This window comes from Curtobacterium sp. MCLR17_039, from assembly GCF_003234745.1.
GTDB lineage: Bacteria > Actinomycetota > Actinomycetes > Actinomycetales > Microbacteriaceae > Curtobacterium > Curtobacterium flaccumfaciens.
On the sequence record NZ_QKTF01000007.1, the window covers coordinates 89601 to 105153 of the forward strand.

General features: G+C 72.0%; 14 protein-coding genes. 7 read left to right on the forward strand and 7 right to left on the reverse strand.

What is annotated here, in order from left to right; genetic code table 11:
- Together DEJ00_RS10510 and DEJ00_RS10515 are read right to left on the reverse strand one after the other, a co-directional pair.
- Positions 1 to 2028, reverse strand: a complete 2028-nt coding sequence (locus DEJ00_RS10510; protein WP_111057301.1) for a primary-amine oxidase — start codon at positions 2026 to 2028, stop codon at positions 1 to 3.
- A 49-nt stretch (positions 2029 to 2077) separates the two neighbouring features.
- Entirely contained in the window at positions 2078 to 3571 is a 1494-nt protein-coding gene (locus tag DEJ00_RS10515; protein WP_027466974.1) for an APC family permease, read from the reverse strand.
- Positions 3572 to 3764: 193 nt separating this feature from the next.
- Between DEJ00_RS10515 and DEJ00_RS10520 the strand changes: the two genes are divergently transcribed.
- The 4 genes from DEJ00_RS10520 (at position 3765) to DEJ00_RS10535 (ending at position 6823) form a co-directional block, all read left to right on the forward strand.
- On the forward strand, positions 3765 to 5282 hold the full coding sequence (locus DEJ00_RS10520; protein WP_051597039.1) for an APC family permease: 1518 nt from the start codon (positions 3765 to 3767) through the stop codon (positions 5280 to 5282).
- Complete coding sequence (locus tag DEJ00_RS10525) at positions 5279 to 5932, forward strand: helix-turn-helix domain-containing protein (RefSeq protein WP_258373633.1); 654 nt, start codon at positions 5279 to 5281, stop codon at positions 5930 to 5932. Before DEJ00_RS10520 ends, DEJ00_RS10525 begins: the two co-directional genes overlap by 4 nt.
- Before the next feature lie 109 nt (positions 5933 to 6041).
- Positions 6042 to 6485, forward strand: coding sequence for an Hsp20/alpha crystallin family protein (locus tag DEJ00_RS10530; protein WP_111057302.1), 444 nt, complete (start codon positions 6042 to 6044; stop codon positions 6483 to 6485).
- A gap of 11 nt (positions 6486 to 6496) precedes the next feature.
- On the forward strand, positions 6497 to 6823 hold the full coding sequence (locus DEJ00_RS10535) for a hypothetical protein (protein ID WP_071248763.1): 327 nt from the start codon (positions 6497 to 6499) through the stop codon (positions 6821 to 6823).
- A gap of 81 nt (positions 6824 to 6904) precedes the next feature.
- On the opposite strand, the gene DEJ00_RS10540 is transcribed toward DEJ00_RS10535, so the two are convergent.
- Positions 6905 to 7786 carry a manganese catalase family protein gene (locus DEJ00_RS10540; protein WP_027466970.1) on the reverse strand — a complete coding sequence of 294 codons (882 nt, stop codon included), beginning with the start codon at positions 7784 to 7786 and terminating at the stop codon, positions 6905 to 6907.
- Between the two features lie 341 nt (positions 7787 to 8127).
- Here DEJ00_RS10540 and DEJ00_RS10545 point away from each other — a divergent pair, with 341 nt between their 5' ends.
- Positions 8128 to 9339, forward strand: a complete 1212-nt coding sequence (locus tag DEJ00_RS10545; RefSeq protein ID WP_232536553.1) for a sensor histidine kinase — start codon at positions 8128 to 8130, stop codon at positions 9337 to 9339.
- Positions 9336 to 10007, forward strand: coding sequence for a response regulator transcription factor (locus DEJ00_RS10550; protein WP_111057303.1), 672 nt, complete (start codon positions 9336 to 9338; stop codon positions 10005 to 10007). The genes DEJ00_RS10545 and DEJ00_RS10550 overlap by 4 nt, the downstream gene beginning before the upstream one ends.
- Here DEJ00_RS10550 and DEJ00_RS10555 read toward each other — a convergent pair.
- Complete coding sequence (locus tag DEJ00_RS10555) at positions 10004 to 10756, reverse strand: TetR/AcrR family transcriptional regulator (protein ID WP_258373636.1); 753 nt, start codon at positions 10754 to 10756, stop codon at positions 10004 to 10006. The two genes, DEJ00_RS10550 and DEJ00_RS10555, sit on opposite strands and share 4 nt — an antisense overlap.
- Before the next feature lie 79 nt (positions 10757 to 10835).
- On the opposite strand from DEJ00_RS10555, the gene DEJ00_RS10560 reads away from it, so the two are divergent.
- A complete protein-coding gene (locus tag DEJ00_RS10560) occupies positions 10836 to 11678 on the forward strand; it encodes an NAD(P)H-binding protein (protein WP_111057305.1) in 843 nt (280 codons plus the stop codon).
- On the opposite strand, the gene DEJ00_RS10565 is transcribed toward DEJ00_RS10560, so the two are convergent.
- From DEJ00_RS10565 to DEJ00_RS10575, 3 genes are read right to left on the reverse strand one after another with little or no spacing between them, the layout of a single operon-like run.
- Entirely contained in the window at positions 11671 to 12432 is a 762-nt protein-coding gene (locus tag DEJ00_RS10565) for a triose-phosphate isomerase family protein (RefSeq protein WP_111057306.1), read from the reverse strand. The two genes, DEJ00_RS10560 and DEJ00_RS10565, sit on opposite strands and share 8 nt — an antisense overlap.
- On the reverse strand, positions 12429 to 14135 hold the full coding sequence (locus tag DEJ00_RS10570) for a dihydroxyacetone kinase family protein (protein ID WP_111057307.1): 1707 nt from the start codon (positions 14133 to 14135) through the stop codon (positions 12429 to 12431). The genes DEJ00_RS10565 and DEJ00_RS10570 overlap by 4 nt, the downstream gene beginning before the upstream one ends.
- Positions 14132 to 15523 carry an MFS transporter gene (locus tag DEJ00_RS10575; protein WP_111057308.1) on the reverse strand — a complete coding sequence of 464 codons (1392 nt, stop codon included), beginning with the start codon at positions 15521 to 15523 and terminating at the stop codon, positions 14132 to 14134. The genes DEJ00_RS10570 and DEJ00_RS10575 overlap by 4 nt, the downstream gene beginning before the upstream one ends.
- Between the last annotated feature and the right edge of the window lie 30 nt (positions 15524 to 15553).

A 15553-nucleotide genomic window follows, 5' to 3' on the forward strand; every position in this document is an offset into this window, starting at 1 on the left:
TCAGTGCCCGTCCCCGTGCCCGTGGTCGTGCTGGTGCTCGGCTGCGTCGTGTGCGGCCTCGACGGCGCCGGAGACGTGGTGCGAGCAGTGCGACCCGGCCGACGCCCCGATCGACGCCGGCACGTTCAGGGCCGGGTTCCGTGGGAAGAACCCGTACGGCTTGAGCGTGAACTTGGCGTAGTCGACGGGCATGACGGGCCAGTCCTCGGGCCGGGGGAAGTGCGTGGGACCGAAGGTGTGCCACAGCACGATGTCCTCGCCGTCGAGCGGACGGTCCCCCTGCACGTACCGGGCGACGCCGTCCCCGCCGGGGTTCTGGTGCACGAAGTCCCCGGCGGCGAAGCGCTCGGCCGGGTCGTACTGCGTCACGTACAGGTGCTTCCGCGCGAACTCGGCGCGTGCGGCCACCGACGACGAGTCGTCCGCGAGCAGCACCGGGGCGTCCTGCGGGTACAGCACGTACTCGGTCGGGCGGTCGAGGTGGTTGCGCTCCTCGGTGTTCGAGATGAACCACGTCCTGGCCTTCGACGCGTCGGCGAGACGGCCGGAGGTCGACTCGGACGACAGACGGGTGACCGACTTCGTGAACGCATTGCCGTGCTCGTTGCCCGGTCCGACCGGGACCCGGACGGCGTCGACCTCGTCCACTGCGTTCGACAGCCCGTCGACCATCATGTCCAGCCGTGCCGAGAACAGGTGCTGGTGGTACGGGGCGCCGAGGCCGGGCGCGACCTCGGAGGCGTACGGGTAGTCCGCACCGGACTCCGTCCGACCGGGGTACGACGAGGTGAAGAGGACTCCGGTGAGCTTCGCCTCGCACTCGATCGTGCCGTCGAGGTACAGGTACCAGTAGAACCCGTAGTCGTAGTTGCCGACGGTGGTGAAGAACGAGATCACCAGCCGACGGGAGCGCCGGACCTCCTGCGACCCGGTGTAGATGTCCCCGTGCTTCCACAGCGTGCCGAAGTCCTCCTCGTGCATGCAGATGCCGTTCCGGATGGTCTGCGGGTTGCCGAGCTCGTCGGCCAGGACGGCGTCGAAGTACTTGATCTCGCCGACGCAGTCGCAACCGAGCTCGAGCGAGTTGGTGAAGCGTCCGAACAGGTACTCACCGGTGTCGAAGTAGTTCTGCCAGAACCGCACCGGCGACGGGTCACCGTAGGGCACGAGCATCTCGTCGATCGATGCCCGGTAGACGATCGGCCGCAGCCGCGCACCGTCCTGCCACGACAGCTGCCGGAGCACGAGCCCCTCTCGGGCGTCGAACCCGACCTGGAACCGCCAGTTCGCCCACTCGACGAACTCGCCGTCGACCGAGAACGACGGCCCTTCGGGCTGCGTGATGACGATCGGCTTGAGGTCGAGCGGTTCGCCCTGCACCGCCGGGTCGTCGAAGTTGCCGGACGTGGCGGGCACGGGCATCTCCGCGACGTCCACGATGCGGGTCACCGCGCGGTTGGCGGCGTCGACGTACACGGACAGGCCGTCCACGGGGTGCGCCCAGACGTGGTCGGCGGGGTGGTCCTGGCGGAAGGCGAGCACGCGGAGGATCCGGCGCCCCTCCTCCTCGGGGTAGTCGTAGTACCCGGCCGACAGCGGGACGCACTTCACCTCGTCCGGCGTCAGGCCGCGCTTCGCCAGGGCGGCGACCCAGCGCTCGTCCGCGTTCGCGATCTCGCCGACGGCGTCGAACTCCTCGATGAGGACGGGCAGCTGTCCACGGGACCCGTCGAGCACGTCGGTCGACAGGACGATCCGGTCGGTGATCGAGACGACGCCGTCGGTGGAGCGTCCGGTCGCCATGTCGAGGAGCATCACGTGGGCACGGCGGTCCGGCAGGGGACCGTCGCCGGCCTGCCAGGCCAGGACCTGCTGCTTGTGCGGCTCGTCGAGGCCGACGTAGACGAAGCGCGTGGTGTCGGTCCAGTCCGGCTGCGCCGTGACGACGTCGCGGACGGCGGTGAACTCGTCGGGGCTCAGGTTCGCGAGCGGGTGGGTGGTGGCGGTGACGGGATCGGTGAGGGTCATGCTGGTGGTTCCTTCGGTTCGGTCTGGAGGCGCGGGTCGGGTGGGTCGGTCAGCCGTCGCTGGCGAGACGGTCGAGCATCTGGTCGTAGCGGCGGCGGTCGCGCCGGCGCAGCACCACGGCCTGCAGCACGCCGACGGCGGGCACGACCACGACGAGGCCGGTGAGCACGGTGCTGACGACACCGAAGACGCTCGCTCCGGAACCGTCGACGTCACCGACGAGCGTCGGGAAGTTCGCCCAGATCAGGACGGCCGAGGCGACGAGCCCGACGAACCCCAGGACCGGGGCGATGACGGTGTTCCAGATGCGTCGGTCGGCGCGGTTCCGGCGGAAGTACACGATGACGGCGAGGCTCGTCGCGGCCATCAGGATCGCCACGCCCAGGGTGGCGACCCCGGCGAACCAGCTGAAGACCTGCAGGACCGGGTCGAGGCCGAGGACGGCGAACAGGACCATGAGCACGGCGGCGGTGACGGTCTGCACGACGCTCGAGGTGTGCGGCGACTCGTGCTTGCGGTGCACGGTGCCGAGACGACCGGGCAGGAGCGAGGCGTTCGCCATCGAGTGCTGGTAGCGGGTGATGACGTTGTGGAAGGACAGGACGCAGGCGAACATGCTCGTGAGCAGCAGCACGTTCATCACGGCCTCGCCCGCGGTGCCGATGTACCGCGCCGCCGTGGTGAGGATGAGCGCGCCCGGGTCCTTCGCGGCCTCGGCGAGCACGCCGTCCGGACCCCAGGCCATCACGAGTCCCCACGACGCCAGCGTGTAGAACACGCCGATGCCGATGACGGCGGTGTAGGTGGCCCGGGGGATCGTGCGCTCCGGGTCCTTCGCCTCGTCGCGGAAGATCGCGGTGGCCTCGAACCCGATGAACGCCGCGATCGCGAACATGAGGCCGACGCCGGGTGAGCCGGACATGACGTGGGTCGGTTCGAACGGCGCGAGCGAGAGCCCGTCGGCACCGCCGCGGAACACGATCGCGGCGACCAGGACGAGCACGATCCCGACCTCGCCGACGAGCAGGACGCCGAGGACCTTGCTCGACAGGTCGATGTGCCGGTAGCCGAGCACCCCGACGAGCGCCACGACGACCAGGGACCACACGTACCAGGGGATGTCCGGCCCACCGAGGCCCGTGACGGTCACCCCGAGCAGGTACCCGATGTAGCCGTGCACGCTGACCTGGATCGTCGTGTAGGTCAGCAGCGCCAGGGTGGCCGCCCCCGCACCGGCCGGACGACCGAGCCCGTGGCCCACGAACGTGAAGAAGGCGCCGGGTCGTGGCAGGTGCCGGGTCATCGCCGCCAGACCCACCGAGAACAGCAGCAGGATCACGGCGGACGCGGCGTAGAGCGACGGGAACCCGACGCCGTTGCCGAGCAGCATGCCCAGCGGGGCGGCACCGCCGACGACGGTGAGCGGGGCGGCGGCCGCGACGACCATGAACACGATCGCGGTGACGCCGAGCGAGCCGCGCATGGTCCGCTGCGGTGCGGGTACGGCTCCGAGTGACGCGGGGTCCTTCGTGATGCTGGACATCGTGGCCTTCCGGTTCGGGTGACTGGGTCGGGGTGGGACCACGGTCCCGCGCTGGGGTTGCGCCCCCGTTCCACGGGTGTGAAACCCGCACGCACCCGAATGGGACGGCCCCGGCGAGGCGTCTCATTTGCCCGAGACCACCGCGAAACACGACCGAGACACCGGGGCAACGCAGCCCCCGTACCGTTGCCGCATGACCGCGCTCGACCGTGCCATCGCCGACCCGCCACGGGTGCCGGGCATCGGCACGCGCTCCCCCGTCGACGGGCTGTCCCGGCGGAGCATCGGCCCGGTCGACGTGCTGGCGCAGTCGGTGTCCGCGGTCGCACCGTCGGCGGCGGCCACCACGATCCCGGTGCTCGTCGCGACCGTCGCCGGGCAGGGCGCGACGTGGTCCCTGCTCGCCGCGATGGCGCTGTCGTTCCTGGTCGGACGCACCGTGAACCAGTTCGTCCGACGCGTGGCGGGCACCGGCTCGCTCTACACCTACGTCTCGCTCGGCCTGGGGCCGGCGGCCGGTGTGGTCGCGGGCGCCGCACTGCTGCTCGGCTACGGGTTCATCGCGATGTTCTCGCTCACCGGCAGCGGCTACTACCTCGACTACCTGCTGTCCCGGTTCGTCCCGACGGCCGGCACCGGCTCCCTGGTCACGGTCGTGGTGATCACCGCCATGGGTGCCGCGGTGTTCGCCGTCATCGCCCTCGGGGTCCGGTTGTCCACGCGCCTCACCCTGCTCGTCGAGACCCTGTCCGTCGCCGTCATCGTCGTGCTGATCGTCGCCCTGGTCGCACGGCTGCAGCCCGTCGACACGTCCGCCCTCGCACTCGGCCCGACCGCACCGGCGCCCTTCGCGGTGGGCACGGCGCTCGCGGTCACCGCCTTCGTCGGGTTCGAGAGCGCGTCGGTGCTCGGCGTGGAGGCCCGGCGTCCGTTCCAGGCGATCCCCCGCGCGATCTCGTGGACCGTCCTGGTCGCGGGCGTGCTCTACGTCGTGAGCGCTGCCGCCCAGCAGACCGGGTTCGCCGCGATCGGCGCCGACCTCGCCACGAGCGCGTCGCCCGTCAACGAGCTCGCCACCGCCTTCGGCATGCAGTGGGTCGGGTGGGCGCTCGACCTCGGGATCGCCGCCTCGTTCGCCGCGTGCGCGATCGCCTCGACGACGGCGCTCGTCCGGGTGCTGTTCGCGATGGGCCGTGAAGGGGTGCTGCCGGCCGCGCTCGGGCGGGCGTCGCCCCGGTTCCGGACACCCTTCGTCGCGGGGGTGCTGGCATGCTCGGTGCTGACCGCGCTGCCGGTCCTCGGGCTCCTCACCGGCATCCCGACCTGGTCCCTGATGGAGGCCGAACTCGTCGTCGCGGCACTCGGGTACCTGACGGCGTACGCGATGACGTGCTTCGCGGCTCCGGTGTTCCTGCGACGCATCGGCGAGCTGACGACCGGGGTGGCGACCACCGCGGTGACGACCGGTGTCCTGCTCACCGCCGTGCTGCTCACCTACGCCGGGGTCGAGGCCGCATCGCCCCGGTGGCCGGCCGTCGTCCTCGCCGTCGGGGCGGTCACCGCGGTCGTCGTCGCGTTCCTGGTGGCGACCCGTCGGCGACCCTGGCGACGGGGTCGGAGCCGGGCGGTGTACGACGTGCCGGTCGAGGCGGACCTGCTGGGCGCCTCCCGGTCGTCCGCCGGACCCGGCCACGGGACGGGGGTGCGGTGAGCGAACCCGGTCTCCGCGCGCGGCAGCCGAAGGCGATCCAGAACGCCCTCGCGGTGCTCGAGGCGGTCGCGCACGCCGGGCCCGGCGTCACCGCCCAGCAGATCTCGGACGCGCTCGGGATGCCGCGGGCGACCACCTACCGGCTCATCACGCTGCTCGTGGAGGACGAGTACCTGGTGCGGCTGCCGGACCTGCGCGGCTTCGCACTGGGGCACAAGGTCTCCGAGCTCGCCGGCGTCGCCCCGGCCGCGGCCCCGTCGGTCCCACCACTCCCCCGCGCCGTCCGGTCCGTGCTGTCCGACGTGCGCTCGGCGGTCCGCGCCGGGGTGCACCTGGCCCGGTACGACGCCGACGGGATCTGCGACGTCGACGTCGACCCGGACTTCCCGCTCCTCGACGAGACCGCCCTTCGATCGACACCCGGGTCGAGCGCGATGGGGCGGCTGCACGCAGCCGGCGGCGCCTCGGCGTCGCAGGTCGGTGCCTTCGTGCGGGGTTTCGGGTGCCTGGCACTGCCCGTCCGCGGCGAGCGCGGTGAGCTCGTGGCGGGGCTGACGTTGTCCGCGCCCGCGGCCCGGGTGGAGTCGCCCGGCGAGGCCCTGGTGCACCTGCGGGCGGCGGTCGCACGGCTCGAGCCCCTGCTCGGCTGAGTTCTCGGCGTCCTCCGAGCGATCTTTTGGCACTCACCAGGGTCGAGTGCTAAAACGGTGGCAGTTGAGTCGAGGGGACTCAACGAGAACCACGAAGGAGTTGATTTCGATGACGATGAACTTCGATCCGTTCCGCGAGCTCGACCGACTCGCGGGTTCGCTCCTCGGCACCGCCGCCGGCCCGCGCTCGATGCCGATGGACCTGTACCGCACCGGGGACCACTACGTCCTCGACGTCGACCTGCCCGGCATCGACCCGGGCTCCGTCGACATCGACGTGGACGGCTCCGTCCTGACGATCCGCGCCGAGCGCACCCTGGGCGCGCCCGAGGGCTCGCAGTGGCTCACGCGTGAGCGCCAGCCCGGCACGTTCGTCCGGCAGCTGACGCTCGGCGACGGCCTGGACGCCGAGCGCATCACCGCCGGGTACGACAACGGCGTGCTGAGCGTCACGATCCCCGTCAAGGAGTCCGCGAAGCCGCGCAAGATCGCCGTCACCGTCGGTGGCGCGTCCGAGCAGCTCGCGGTCGGTTCCGGCACCGCGGCCGAGTGAGGAGCTGAGCGATGACGTCCGTCCTGCTGAACGCGGTGGTCGCGGTCCTCGTCGTCACCGCGGCGCTCGCGCTGACGAGCCTGGACCGGCGCACCGCCGTGCTCCTCGGGGCCACCGGCAGCCTGACCGGCACGTTCCTGACCTGGGTCGCCGCGCCCCGGCTGTTCGAGCAGTCGCTCCTGGCCCCCTGGGTCGCGGCGGTCCTCGGCACGGCCCTGCTGATCGCGGGGTGGAGCGCGGTGCGCGCCTACTCGGGCATCTTCGAGGCACCACGCGACGAAGAACCCGAGACGGGGGCGCTGATGACCGTGGGCGGGTCCGCCCCGTCGGTGCGGTGACCACCTGACGGACAGGAGGCCCGGCGCACGTCGTGCGCCGGGCCTCCTGTCATCCGTCGGTCGCGTGGGCGACCGTCGGGACTACTCCTTGTTCAGCTTGTCCTGCACCAGGCCGGCCGTCTTCTCGACGACGTTCGGCAGCTCGGTGGTGCCGTAGAGCCGGACGTCGGGGTGCGTGGGCGGGGGCATCGGGACCGAGGTGGTCGGGCCGTCGTGGTACGAGTACTCGCCCTTGCCGTCGAACGAGGGGCCGCTCGCCCAGGGGCCGTTCTTCGCCTCGGCACCGTCGGAGAAGTTGAGGTACTGGTAGTTGACCTCCTGGTTCTCCTTCGACTGCGGGAAGTTGCTCGGGACGGGGAAGCCCTCGACGCCCTTCTCGCGCAGCTCGGCGGCAGCGGTCGCCCACATGTTCTGGTGCATGGTGTCGCGGGCGATGAGGAAGGACAGCAGGTCCCGCACGCCGTGGTCGTCGGTCATGTGGTAGAGCCGGGCGGCCTGCACACGACCCTGCATCTCGGCATTCTCGTTCGCCGTGAAGTCGGCGAGCAGGTTGCCGCTGGCGGTGATGTACGAGCCCTGCCAGGGGTTGCCGTTGCTGTCCACCGGACGGGCACCCGCACCGGCGACGATCGCGTGCTGGACGTCGGTGCCGCCGACGATCGCGGCGACCGTGGGGTCGTCCTGCAGCGCGTCCTCGGTGATGCCGAGCGGGGACTTCTCGAGCAGCTGCGCGATCATCGTCGCGAGCATCTCGACGTGGCCCATCTCCTCGGCGCCGATGCCGAACACCATGTCGCGGTACTTGCCGGGGATGTGCATGTTCCACGCCTGGAACTGGTACTGCAGCGCGACGGAGATCTCTCCGTACTGGCCGCCGAGCACCTCCTGCAGCTTGCGGGCGTAGATCGCGTCGGGCTTGTCGGGCGTTGCCGTGAACTGGAGTTCCTGCTTGTGGAAGTACAAATCGTGCTCCTTCGTGTCGATCGAGCGATTGCACGGCCGATGGTTCGCCGGGGGCACTGAGCGGCCGTCCAAGGTGGCCGGATCACGCAGAGGGTGTCCTGGATGCGCCGTTCGACGGATCCGGGTCCACCGTCGGCTTCACCCGGCAGGACGAGTCCCTTCGGTCGACCGCCCGATGCCCTCGGCCGTCCGGTTGCGCAGGCTGGGAGCATGCAGACCTCGACCAAGCACACGATCGCCACCCTGCTGCTCTGCGCGGCGATCGTGGTCGCCACCGTCATCGCACTCATGGCCATGACCCCGCCCGCGTGACGCCGGTACGGCATGGGAGGATCGCTCTCGTGACCGAACGGGGCAGGTTCCTCCGGCCGCTCGCCACCCGGTCGATCGCCGTCGACGTGGCCTGGGCGGCCCTGGCGGCGTTCGTCTTCCTGCTGCCCATCGACCTCGAGCTCGAGCACGCGAGCCTCGCCGCGGTGCTGTCGGCCTCGGTGGCGATCGCCCTGCGTCGCATCTCCCCGTCCGCCGCGATGGCGATGGTCGTCGTCCTCGGGGTGATCCAGGTCGGCGGCGGCGAGCGCCCGTCGCTGGTGGACCTCGCGCTCTTCGTCGTGATCGGCACCGCCGCCGTCGTGGGCACCCGCACCGAGGTCGTCGTCTCCGGCGTACTCGCGGTCGTCGCCGGGGCCGGTGCGACGGTCTACCTGGCGTCGACCGGCTTCCGGTTCCTCGTGCTCATCAACGGCCCGCGCGACCAGGCCTTCCTGGCGATGGCCGCCCCGGTGACCGCGCTGCTCGGGGTCTGGGCGGGCGGGGTCGCCGTCCGGGCCTTCCGCTCCCGCGACCGCGAGTCGGAGCGCCGTGCCGACGCCGAGGCCGCAGCATCACGTGCCGAAGCCGTCGCCACCGAGGCCGAGGCCACCGCCACCCGCGCCATCGACGTCGCCGAGTCCGAACGCATCCGCGCGGACATCGCCCGCGACGTGCACGACGTCGTCGGCCACTCGCTCGCGGTCATCATCGCGCAGGCCGACTCGGTGCCGTTCCTCGACGACGAGGCGCGCATCCGAGCGGTCAGCGCCACCATCGCGAGCACCGCCCGGAGCTCCCTGGTCGAGGTCCGACAGGTCCTCGGGCACATCGACGGCTCCGCCGAGGCGACCGGCCCGGGCTCGCTCGAGGAGATCGTGCAGGGCATCCGCGACGCCGGGGTCGACGTCGACCGCACGGTGCGCGGGGTCCCGCTGGCCCTGCGCCCGGACACCGGGACGGCCGCCCGCCGCGTGCTGCAGGAGATGCTCACGAACGCCCTGCGCCACGGCGCCCCCGGCAACCCGGTCGTCGTGCGGGAGACCTGGCGGAACGCCGACCTGGTGCTCGAGGTCGAGAACGTCGCCGGAGACGGCACCACCGCCGGCTCGGGCCGCGGGATCGACGGCATGGACTCGCGCCTCGGCGCCCTCGGTGGGTCGTTCGACGCCGCCGTGCTGGACGACGTGTTCACGGCACGCGCCCGCATCCCGTTCGACGTCCAAGGGGGACCCGTCCGATGACCGAACCGATCAGGATCCTGCTCACCGACGACCAGGCGCTGTTCCGCGCCGGGCTCCGGGTGGTGCTCGACGCCCAGGACGACATGCGCGTGGTCGGTGAGGCCTCCGACGGCGCCGAAGCGCTCGCGCTCATCCCCGAGGTGCGTCCCGACGTGGTGCTGCTCGACATGCGGATGGCCGGCATGGACGGCGTGGAGACCGTCCGACAGCTCTACTCCGGCGCCGTCGCCGGCCCGCTGCCCCGCGTCGTCGTGCTCACCACCTTCGGGCTCGACCCGGCGGCGGCGACCGCGATCCGGCTCGGCGCCAGCGGGTTCCTGCTCAAGGACACCACGCCGCCGTTCCTGTTCGCCGCGGTGCGGGCCGTGCACGAGGGCAGCTCGGTCATCGCACCGAACGACCTCGCGCAACTGTTCGGCACCGACGTGGCGCGGGCCCCCGCACCGCAGCCGCCGGAGTTCGCGACCCTGACCGAGCGGGAGCGCGTCGTGTTCGGGTGGGCGTCCCGTGGGCTCTCGAACGCCGAGATCGCCACCAGGGAGTACGTCACCGAGTCGACGGTGAAGACCCAGATCTCGAGCATCCTGGGCAAGTTGTCGCTGCGCGACCGGGTGCAGCTCGTCGTCTACGCACACGACCACGGGCTGGCGGGCGCCCGCGAGGACTAGTCCACGGCGATCCGGTCGAGCCACTCCGCGAGCATCGTCCGCTCGGCTGGCGACAGTCGATCGAGCCGGGGCGCTGCGGCACGGAGCGTGATCGCGGCGCTCGTCACGGCGTCGGTCCCCCGACCGCGACCACCCGGGGCCGCGCCGCCGTCGTCCCTGGTCGGCCCGCTCGGCACGAGGATCCGCCCGAGCACCGCGTCGAGGACGTCATCGGCGAGTGACGGGTCCCGCTCGTCCGCCGGAGCGGCCAGGATCGCGAGCACCGCACCGGTGCCGGCCGCGTGCACGAGCTCGACCGCGCGGTCTTCCGGCACGGCCAGCCGTCCGGCCTCGGCCACCCGCCGGATGCGTTCGGCGAGCAGCGCGGTACCGGCGCGGGCGGCTGCCGACCGACGGCCGCGCTCCGGGTCGCTCAACAGCACGAACAGGTCGGGGTTCGCCAGCCCGAAGCCGATCGTCATCGACCACCCGGTGCGCAGGTCCTCGACGGGGTCGGTCGCCTCGTCACGAGCAGCCCGGACGGCGTCGGCCTTCATCGCCGAGAACGTCGCCATCGCGTGCTCGGCGACCGCCTCGAGCAGACCGTCCTTGTCGCCGAACAGCCGGTAGATGGTCGGTGCCTGGACGCCTGCGCCGTCCGCGACCGCCCGCGTGGTCACCGCCGCGGCACCGCGTTCGCGCAGCATGGTGCCGGCGACCTCGACGATGCGCGCACGCGTCTCGTCGCGCTGGCTTCCCTGCTCGATCACGGAACAACGATAACGGATCTGTGCTATCACTGTGTTACCAGCGCTACCGACGCGCTGTTTCCACCGATACGGAGAAGCCATGATCGTCATCACCGGGGCCACCGGAGCCCTCAACGGCGCGACCGCCGACCACCTGCTCGAGCACCTCGCGCCGTCCGACCTGGCGGTGGTGGCCCGTGATCCGGCCCGAGCACAGCGGTTCGCCGACCGCGGTGTCGAGGTCCGCCGCGGCGACTACGCCGAACCGGAGACCCTGCCGGCAGCCTTCGCGGGCGCCGATCAGCTCCTGCTCGTCTCGTCGAGCGACCCGGCCGCCGACGCCGTCGCGCTGCACCGTGCCGCGGTCGACGCAGCCGTGGACGCCGGCGTCGGCCGGGTCCTGTACACGAGCCACCAGGGCGCCGCGCACGGTTCGCCCTTCGTGCCCGCAGCGCACCACGCCGCCACCGAGGACCTGCTCCGCGACTCCGGCTTGCCGTGGACGAGCCTGCGGAACGGCTTCTACGCGCACAGCGCCGCCTGGATGACGGGCCCGTGGCAGGAGACCGGCACGGTGTCCGTCCCCGTCGACGGCCCGGTGTCGTGGACCGCCCGCGAGGACGCCGCCGAGGCAGCCGCCGCGATCCTGCTCGCCGACCAGCCGTTCGACGGGCCGGTGACGCTCACCGCTCCGGACGCGCCGACCTTCGCCGACCTGGCCCGGCAGGCGTCCGAGGTGTCCGGTCGGACGATCGGGTTCGAGGCCCTGGGCGAGGACGAGTGGCGTGCCCGTGCGCTGGCCTCGGGGCAGGACCCGCACATGGTCACGTTCCTGCTCGGCATGTACCAGGCCGCCGAGCGGGGCCTGTTCGCCGGCACCGACCCGCTGCTCGGCGAACTGCTCGGTCGCGCCCCACGGCCGGTCCGCGACCAGCTCAGCTGAGCGCCGCGACCTCGTCGAGGATGGCCCGGACCGCTGCGGGGTCGTGGGCGAACCGTCCGAGGAACAGCCCGCCGATCCGGCCCTGCCCCCGGGTCAGCAGGCCTGGTCCGGCACTGCCGCCGTAGAGGACGGTGCTGCCGTGCAGCTCGGGCCGGGTGCCGAGGTGCTGCTCGATCCCGGCGAGCACCGCCACGATGTGGTCGTCCGGTGCGGGTGCCGGTGCGCCGATCGCCCACACCGGTTCGTAGGCGACGGTCAGGGGTCCGGCGAGACCGTCCGCGACGGCGGTCGAGACGGCCCGGTCGAGCTGCGCGGTCACCGCCGCCACGGCCTCGGTCGGATCGGAGGCCCGGTCCGGCTCCCCGACGCAGACCAGCGGACGCAGGTGGTTCCGGAACGCCGCGTGCACCTTCCCCGCGATCGTCGCGTCGTCCTCGTGGAACAGGGAGCGCCGTTCGGCGTGCCCGATCTCGACCAGGTCGACACCGATCTCCCGCAGTTCGGCGCCGGAGACCTCGCCGGTGAACGCGCCCGCGTCGGCCCACGACAGGTCCTGCGCGGCGAGCTGCACACCGGTGCCGGTGAGCAGCTCACGCACCGGGACGAGAGCCGGGAACGTCGGCGCCACGAAGAGCGACGCCGCACCCGAGCGCACCGCGGGGTGTCGCCGGGCGATGTCGGCGACCTCGGCCGCCCACGACAGCGTCCGGGCGTGCGAGAAGTACGTCTTCAGCGACACCCCGACGGTGATCACGGGGCGACCGTCTCCACGACGAGGGCGAAGGACAGCGCACCGGGGTCTGCGGTGCCGACGGCCTGGTCGGCATGGGTGCGTGCCCGGCCCATCCTCGGCACCAGGGACTCCGTGGCGTCGGCGGCTTCGCGGGCGGCACGGACGGCGTCGCCCCAGGCCTCGGCGAGCGCCGCCCCGGCGTCGAGCCGGGTGCGGAGCACCTCGTCGAACGGCACCAGGGCGTCCACCATCGTCTTGTCACCGACGGTGGCGCCGAACGCGAGCACGGCCTCGGTGGCCGCGCGGACCCCCTGCGCGACGGTGGCACCCGACGGACGCGACTCGTCCCCGACCACGCGACCCAGTGCCTCCAGGGCGGCACCCCAGATCGCACCGGACGTGCCGCCGGCCTTGTCGGACCAGGCGTCCGCGGCGACCAGCAGGACGGTGCCGGCACCGGCACCGCGGGAGACCGCGTCGGCGGCTGCGACGTCGGCGGCGTGCGATCCGCGCTGCATCCCGATGCCGTGGTCGCCGTCACCGGCCACGGCGTCGATGCGCCCGAGTTCGTCGGCGTGCTCGTCGAGGACGGCGCGGACCGCGGCGAACCCGGCGGCGACCTGCTCGGCGACCGCGCGGGACTCGTCGGTCGCCGGACCTATGCCGACGCCCTCGGCGTCCGCCGCCACGGTGGACGGGTCGACCCGCTGTTCGGCGACCGCACCGCCCTTGCGGTAGGCGGGCGTGTCCGCGGGTGCTGCCCAGAGTTCCTCGAGCTCGTCGTCGAGCCAGAACAGCGTCAGGGAGACCCCGGCCATGTCGAAGCTCGTGACGAGTTCGCCGACCTCGGGCTCCACGATGACGACTCCGGCGTCCGCCAGTCGGCGCTGCACCGAGCGGTAGACGACGAAGAGCTCCTCGTACTTGACCGAGCCCAGGCCGTTCAGGATCGGGACCACACGCTGGCCCTCGAGTGCCACGCCGTCGGGCAGTTCGTCGAGCAGACGGGACACCAGCAGCTCGGCCAGCCCGTCGGCGGTGGGCACGTCCGTCTCGTCGATGCCCCGCTCGCCGTGGATGCCCATGCCGACCGCCATCCGGCCCTCGGGCACCGTGAACAGGGGTTGCTCGGCGCCGGGCAGGGAGCACCCGGAGAACGCGACGCCGAAGCTGCGCGTCCGGTCGTTCGCCCGTTCGGCGACGGCGGTGACGGTGTCGAGGTCGTCCCCGCGCTCGGCGGCGGCGCCGGCCACCTTGAAGACGCAGAGGTCACCCGCGATGCCGCGGCGCTTCGCGCGGTCGTCGGCCGGCGCGCTCGTCACGTCGTCGGTGACGCGGACCGTCCGGACCGGGATGCCGTCGGCCTCGAGCGTGCGCGCCGCGGCGTCGAAGTTCAGGACGTCACCCGCGTAGTTGCCGTAGCTGAGCAGCACCCCGCCACCGTGCTCCGCTGCCTTCGCGACCCCGGTGACCTGCTGCGCGCTGGGGCTGGCGAACAGGTTGCCCATCGCGGCACCGGCGGCCAGGCCGTGTCCGACCAGCCCGCCGAACGCGGGGTAGTGGCCCGAACCCCCGCCGATCACGACCGCGACCGTGCCGTCGGGGCTCGTGGTGGAGCGGGCGACCCCGCCGTGCACCCCGCGCACCCACCGCTCGTTCGCGGCGACGAAGCCGTCGGTCGCCTCGTCGGCGAAGTCCGCCGGGTCGTTGAACAGTCTGGTCATCGCTTGCTGCCCTTCGGGTCGGTGGTGCGGACGTGCGAGGTGTCGAGCAGTTCGTCGGCCTTGGCCCCGCGGAAGAACTTGGTGCAGAAGATCATCACCGCGGCGACGAACGCCAGGACGCCGAGCGAGACGATGCCGAACGCACCGCTGTCGGTGGGCACCACCTCGTTGATCGCGGTGCGCATGATCGGGGCGACGAACCCGCCGAGGTTGCCGAGCGAGTTGATCAAGCCGATGCCCGCGGCGGCTGCGGCACCGGTCAGGAACGCCGTCGGGTACGCCCAGGTGATCGGGCCGACGGCCAGGAAGCTCGCGACGGCCAGGGTGATGAACAGGATGCCGAGCACGGGCTGCCCGTTCGCACCCGCCCATGCCGAGCCGAGGATCGACAGGCCGGTCGTGACGTAGAACAGCGTGCCCCAGCGACGACGGCGTCCGACGGAGTCCGCACGCGACCCGATCAGGTAGCAGGCGACGAGTCCGACGAGCCACGGGATCGCGGACACCAGACCGACCTGCCAGCCGACGTCCTGCCCGAGCAGCGAGGACACCTGCTGCGGCAGGTAGAACGTCGTGCCGTACACGGCGACCTGCAGGCAGAAGTAGATGATCGTGAAGTACCAGACGCGCCCGCTCGCCATCGCGCGCCAGATGCCCTTCGGGCCGTCCTCGCTGCGGGCGGTGTCCTCGCGCTCCATGGCCGCGGTGAGCGACGCCTTCTCGCCCGGTTCGAGCCACTTCGCCTGCTGCGGACTGTTCGTCAGGAACACCAGGGCCGCGACGCCCGCCAGCACCGCGAGGATCCCCTCGCCGGCGAACATGACCTGCCAGCCGTGGAACGGCGTGACCTGGTCACCGACGCTGATGAGGCCGCCGGACAGCGGGGCGCCGATCATCTGCGAGAACGGCTGCGCCAGGTAGAAGATCGCGAACATGCGCACGCGCACCTTGTTCGGGAACCACTCGGACAGGTACATGATCACGCCCGGGAACAGCCCGGCCTCGGTCACACCCAGGATGAAGCGCAGGATGATGAACATCGTGTCGTTCGTCGTGAAGGCGAACAGTGCGGCGACGATGCCCCACGTGACGGCGATGCGGGCGAGCCAGAAGCGCGCACCGAACCGCTTGAGCAGCAGGTTCGACGGGATCTCGAAGATCGCGTAGCCGATGAAGAAGATGCCGGCGCCCAGGGCGAAGGCGGCGTCCGAGATGCCACGGTCGACGCGCAGGGCCTCTTCGGCGAAGCCGACGTTCGTGCGGTCGAGGAACGCGACGAAGTACAGGATGACGAGCATCGGCATGAGGTGCTTCGTCGCCTTGCCGATGGCGGACTTCAGGCCGGGGTCGTTCGTCGACCCGAGCGCGGGGGCAGGGGGTAGTGACACGGGTTCGCTCCTTTGCGAGCACGGTGCGGT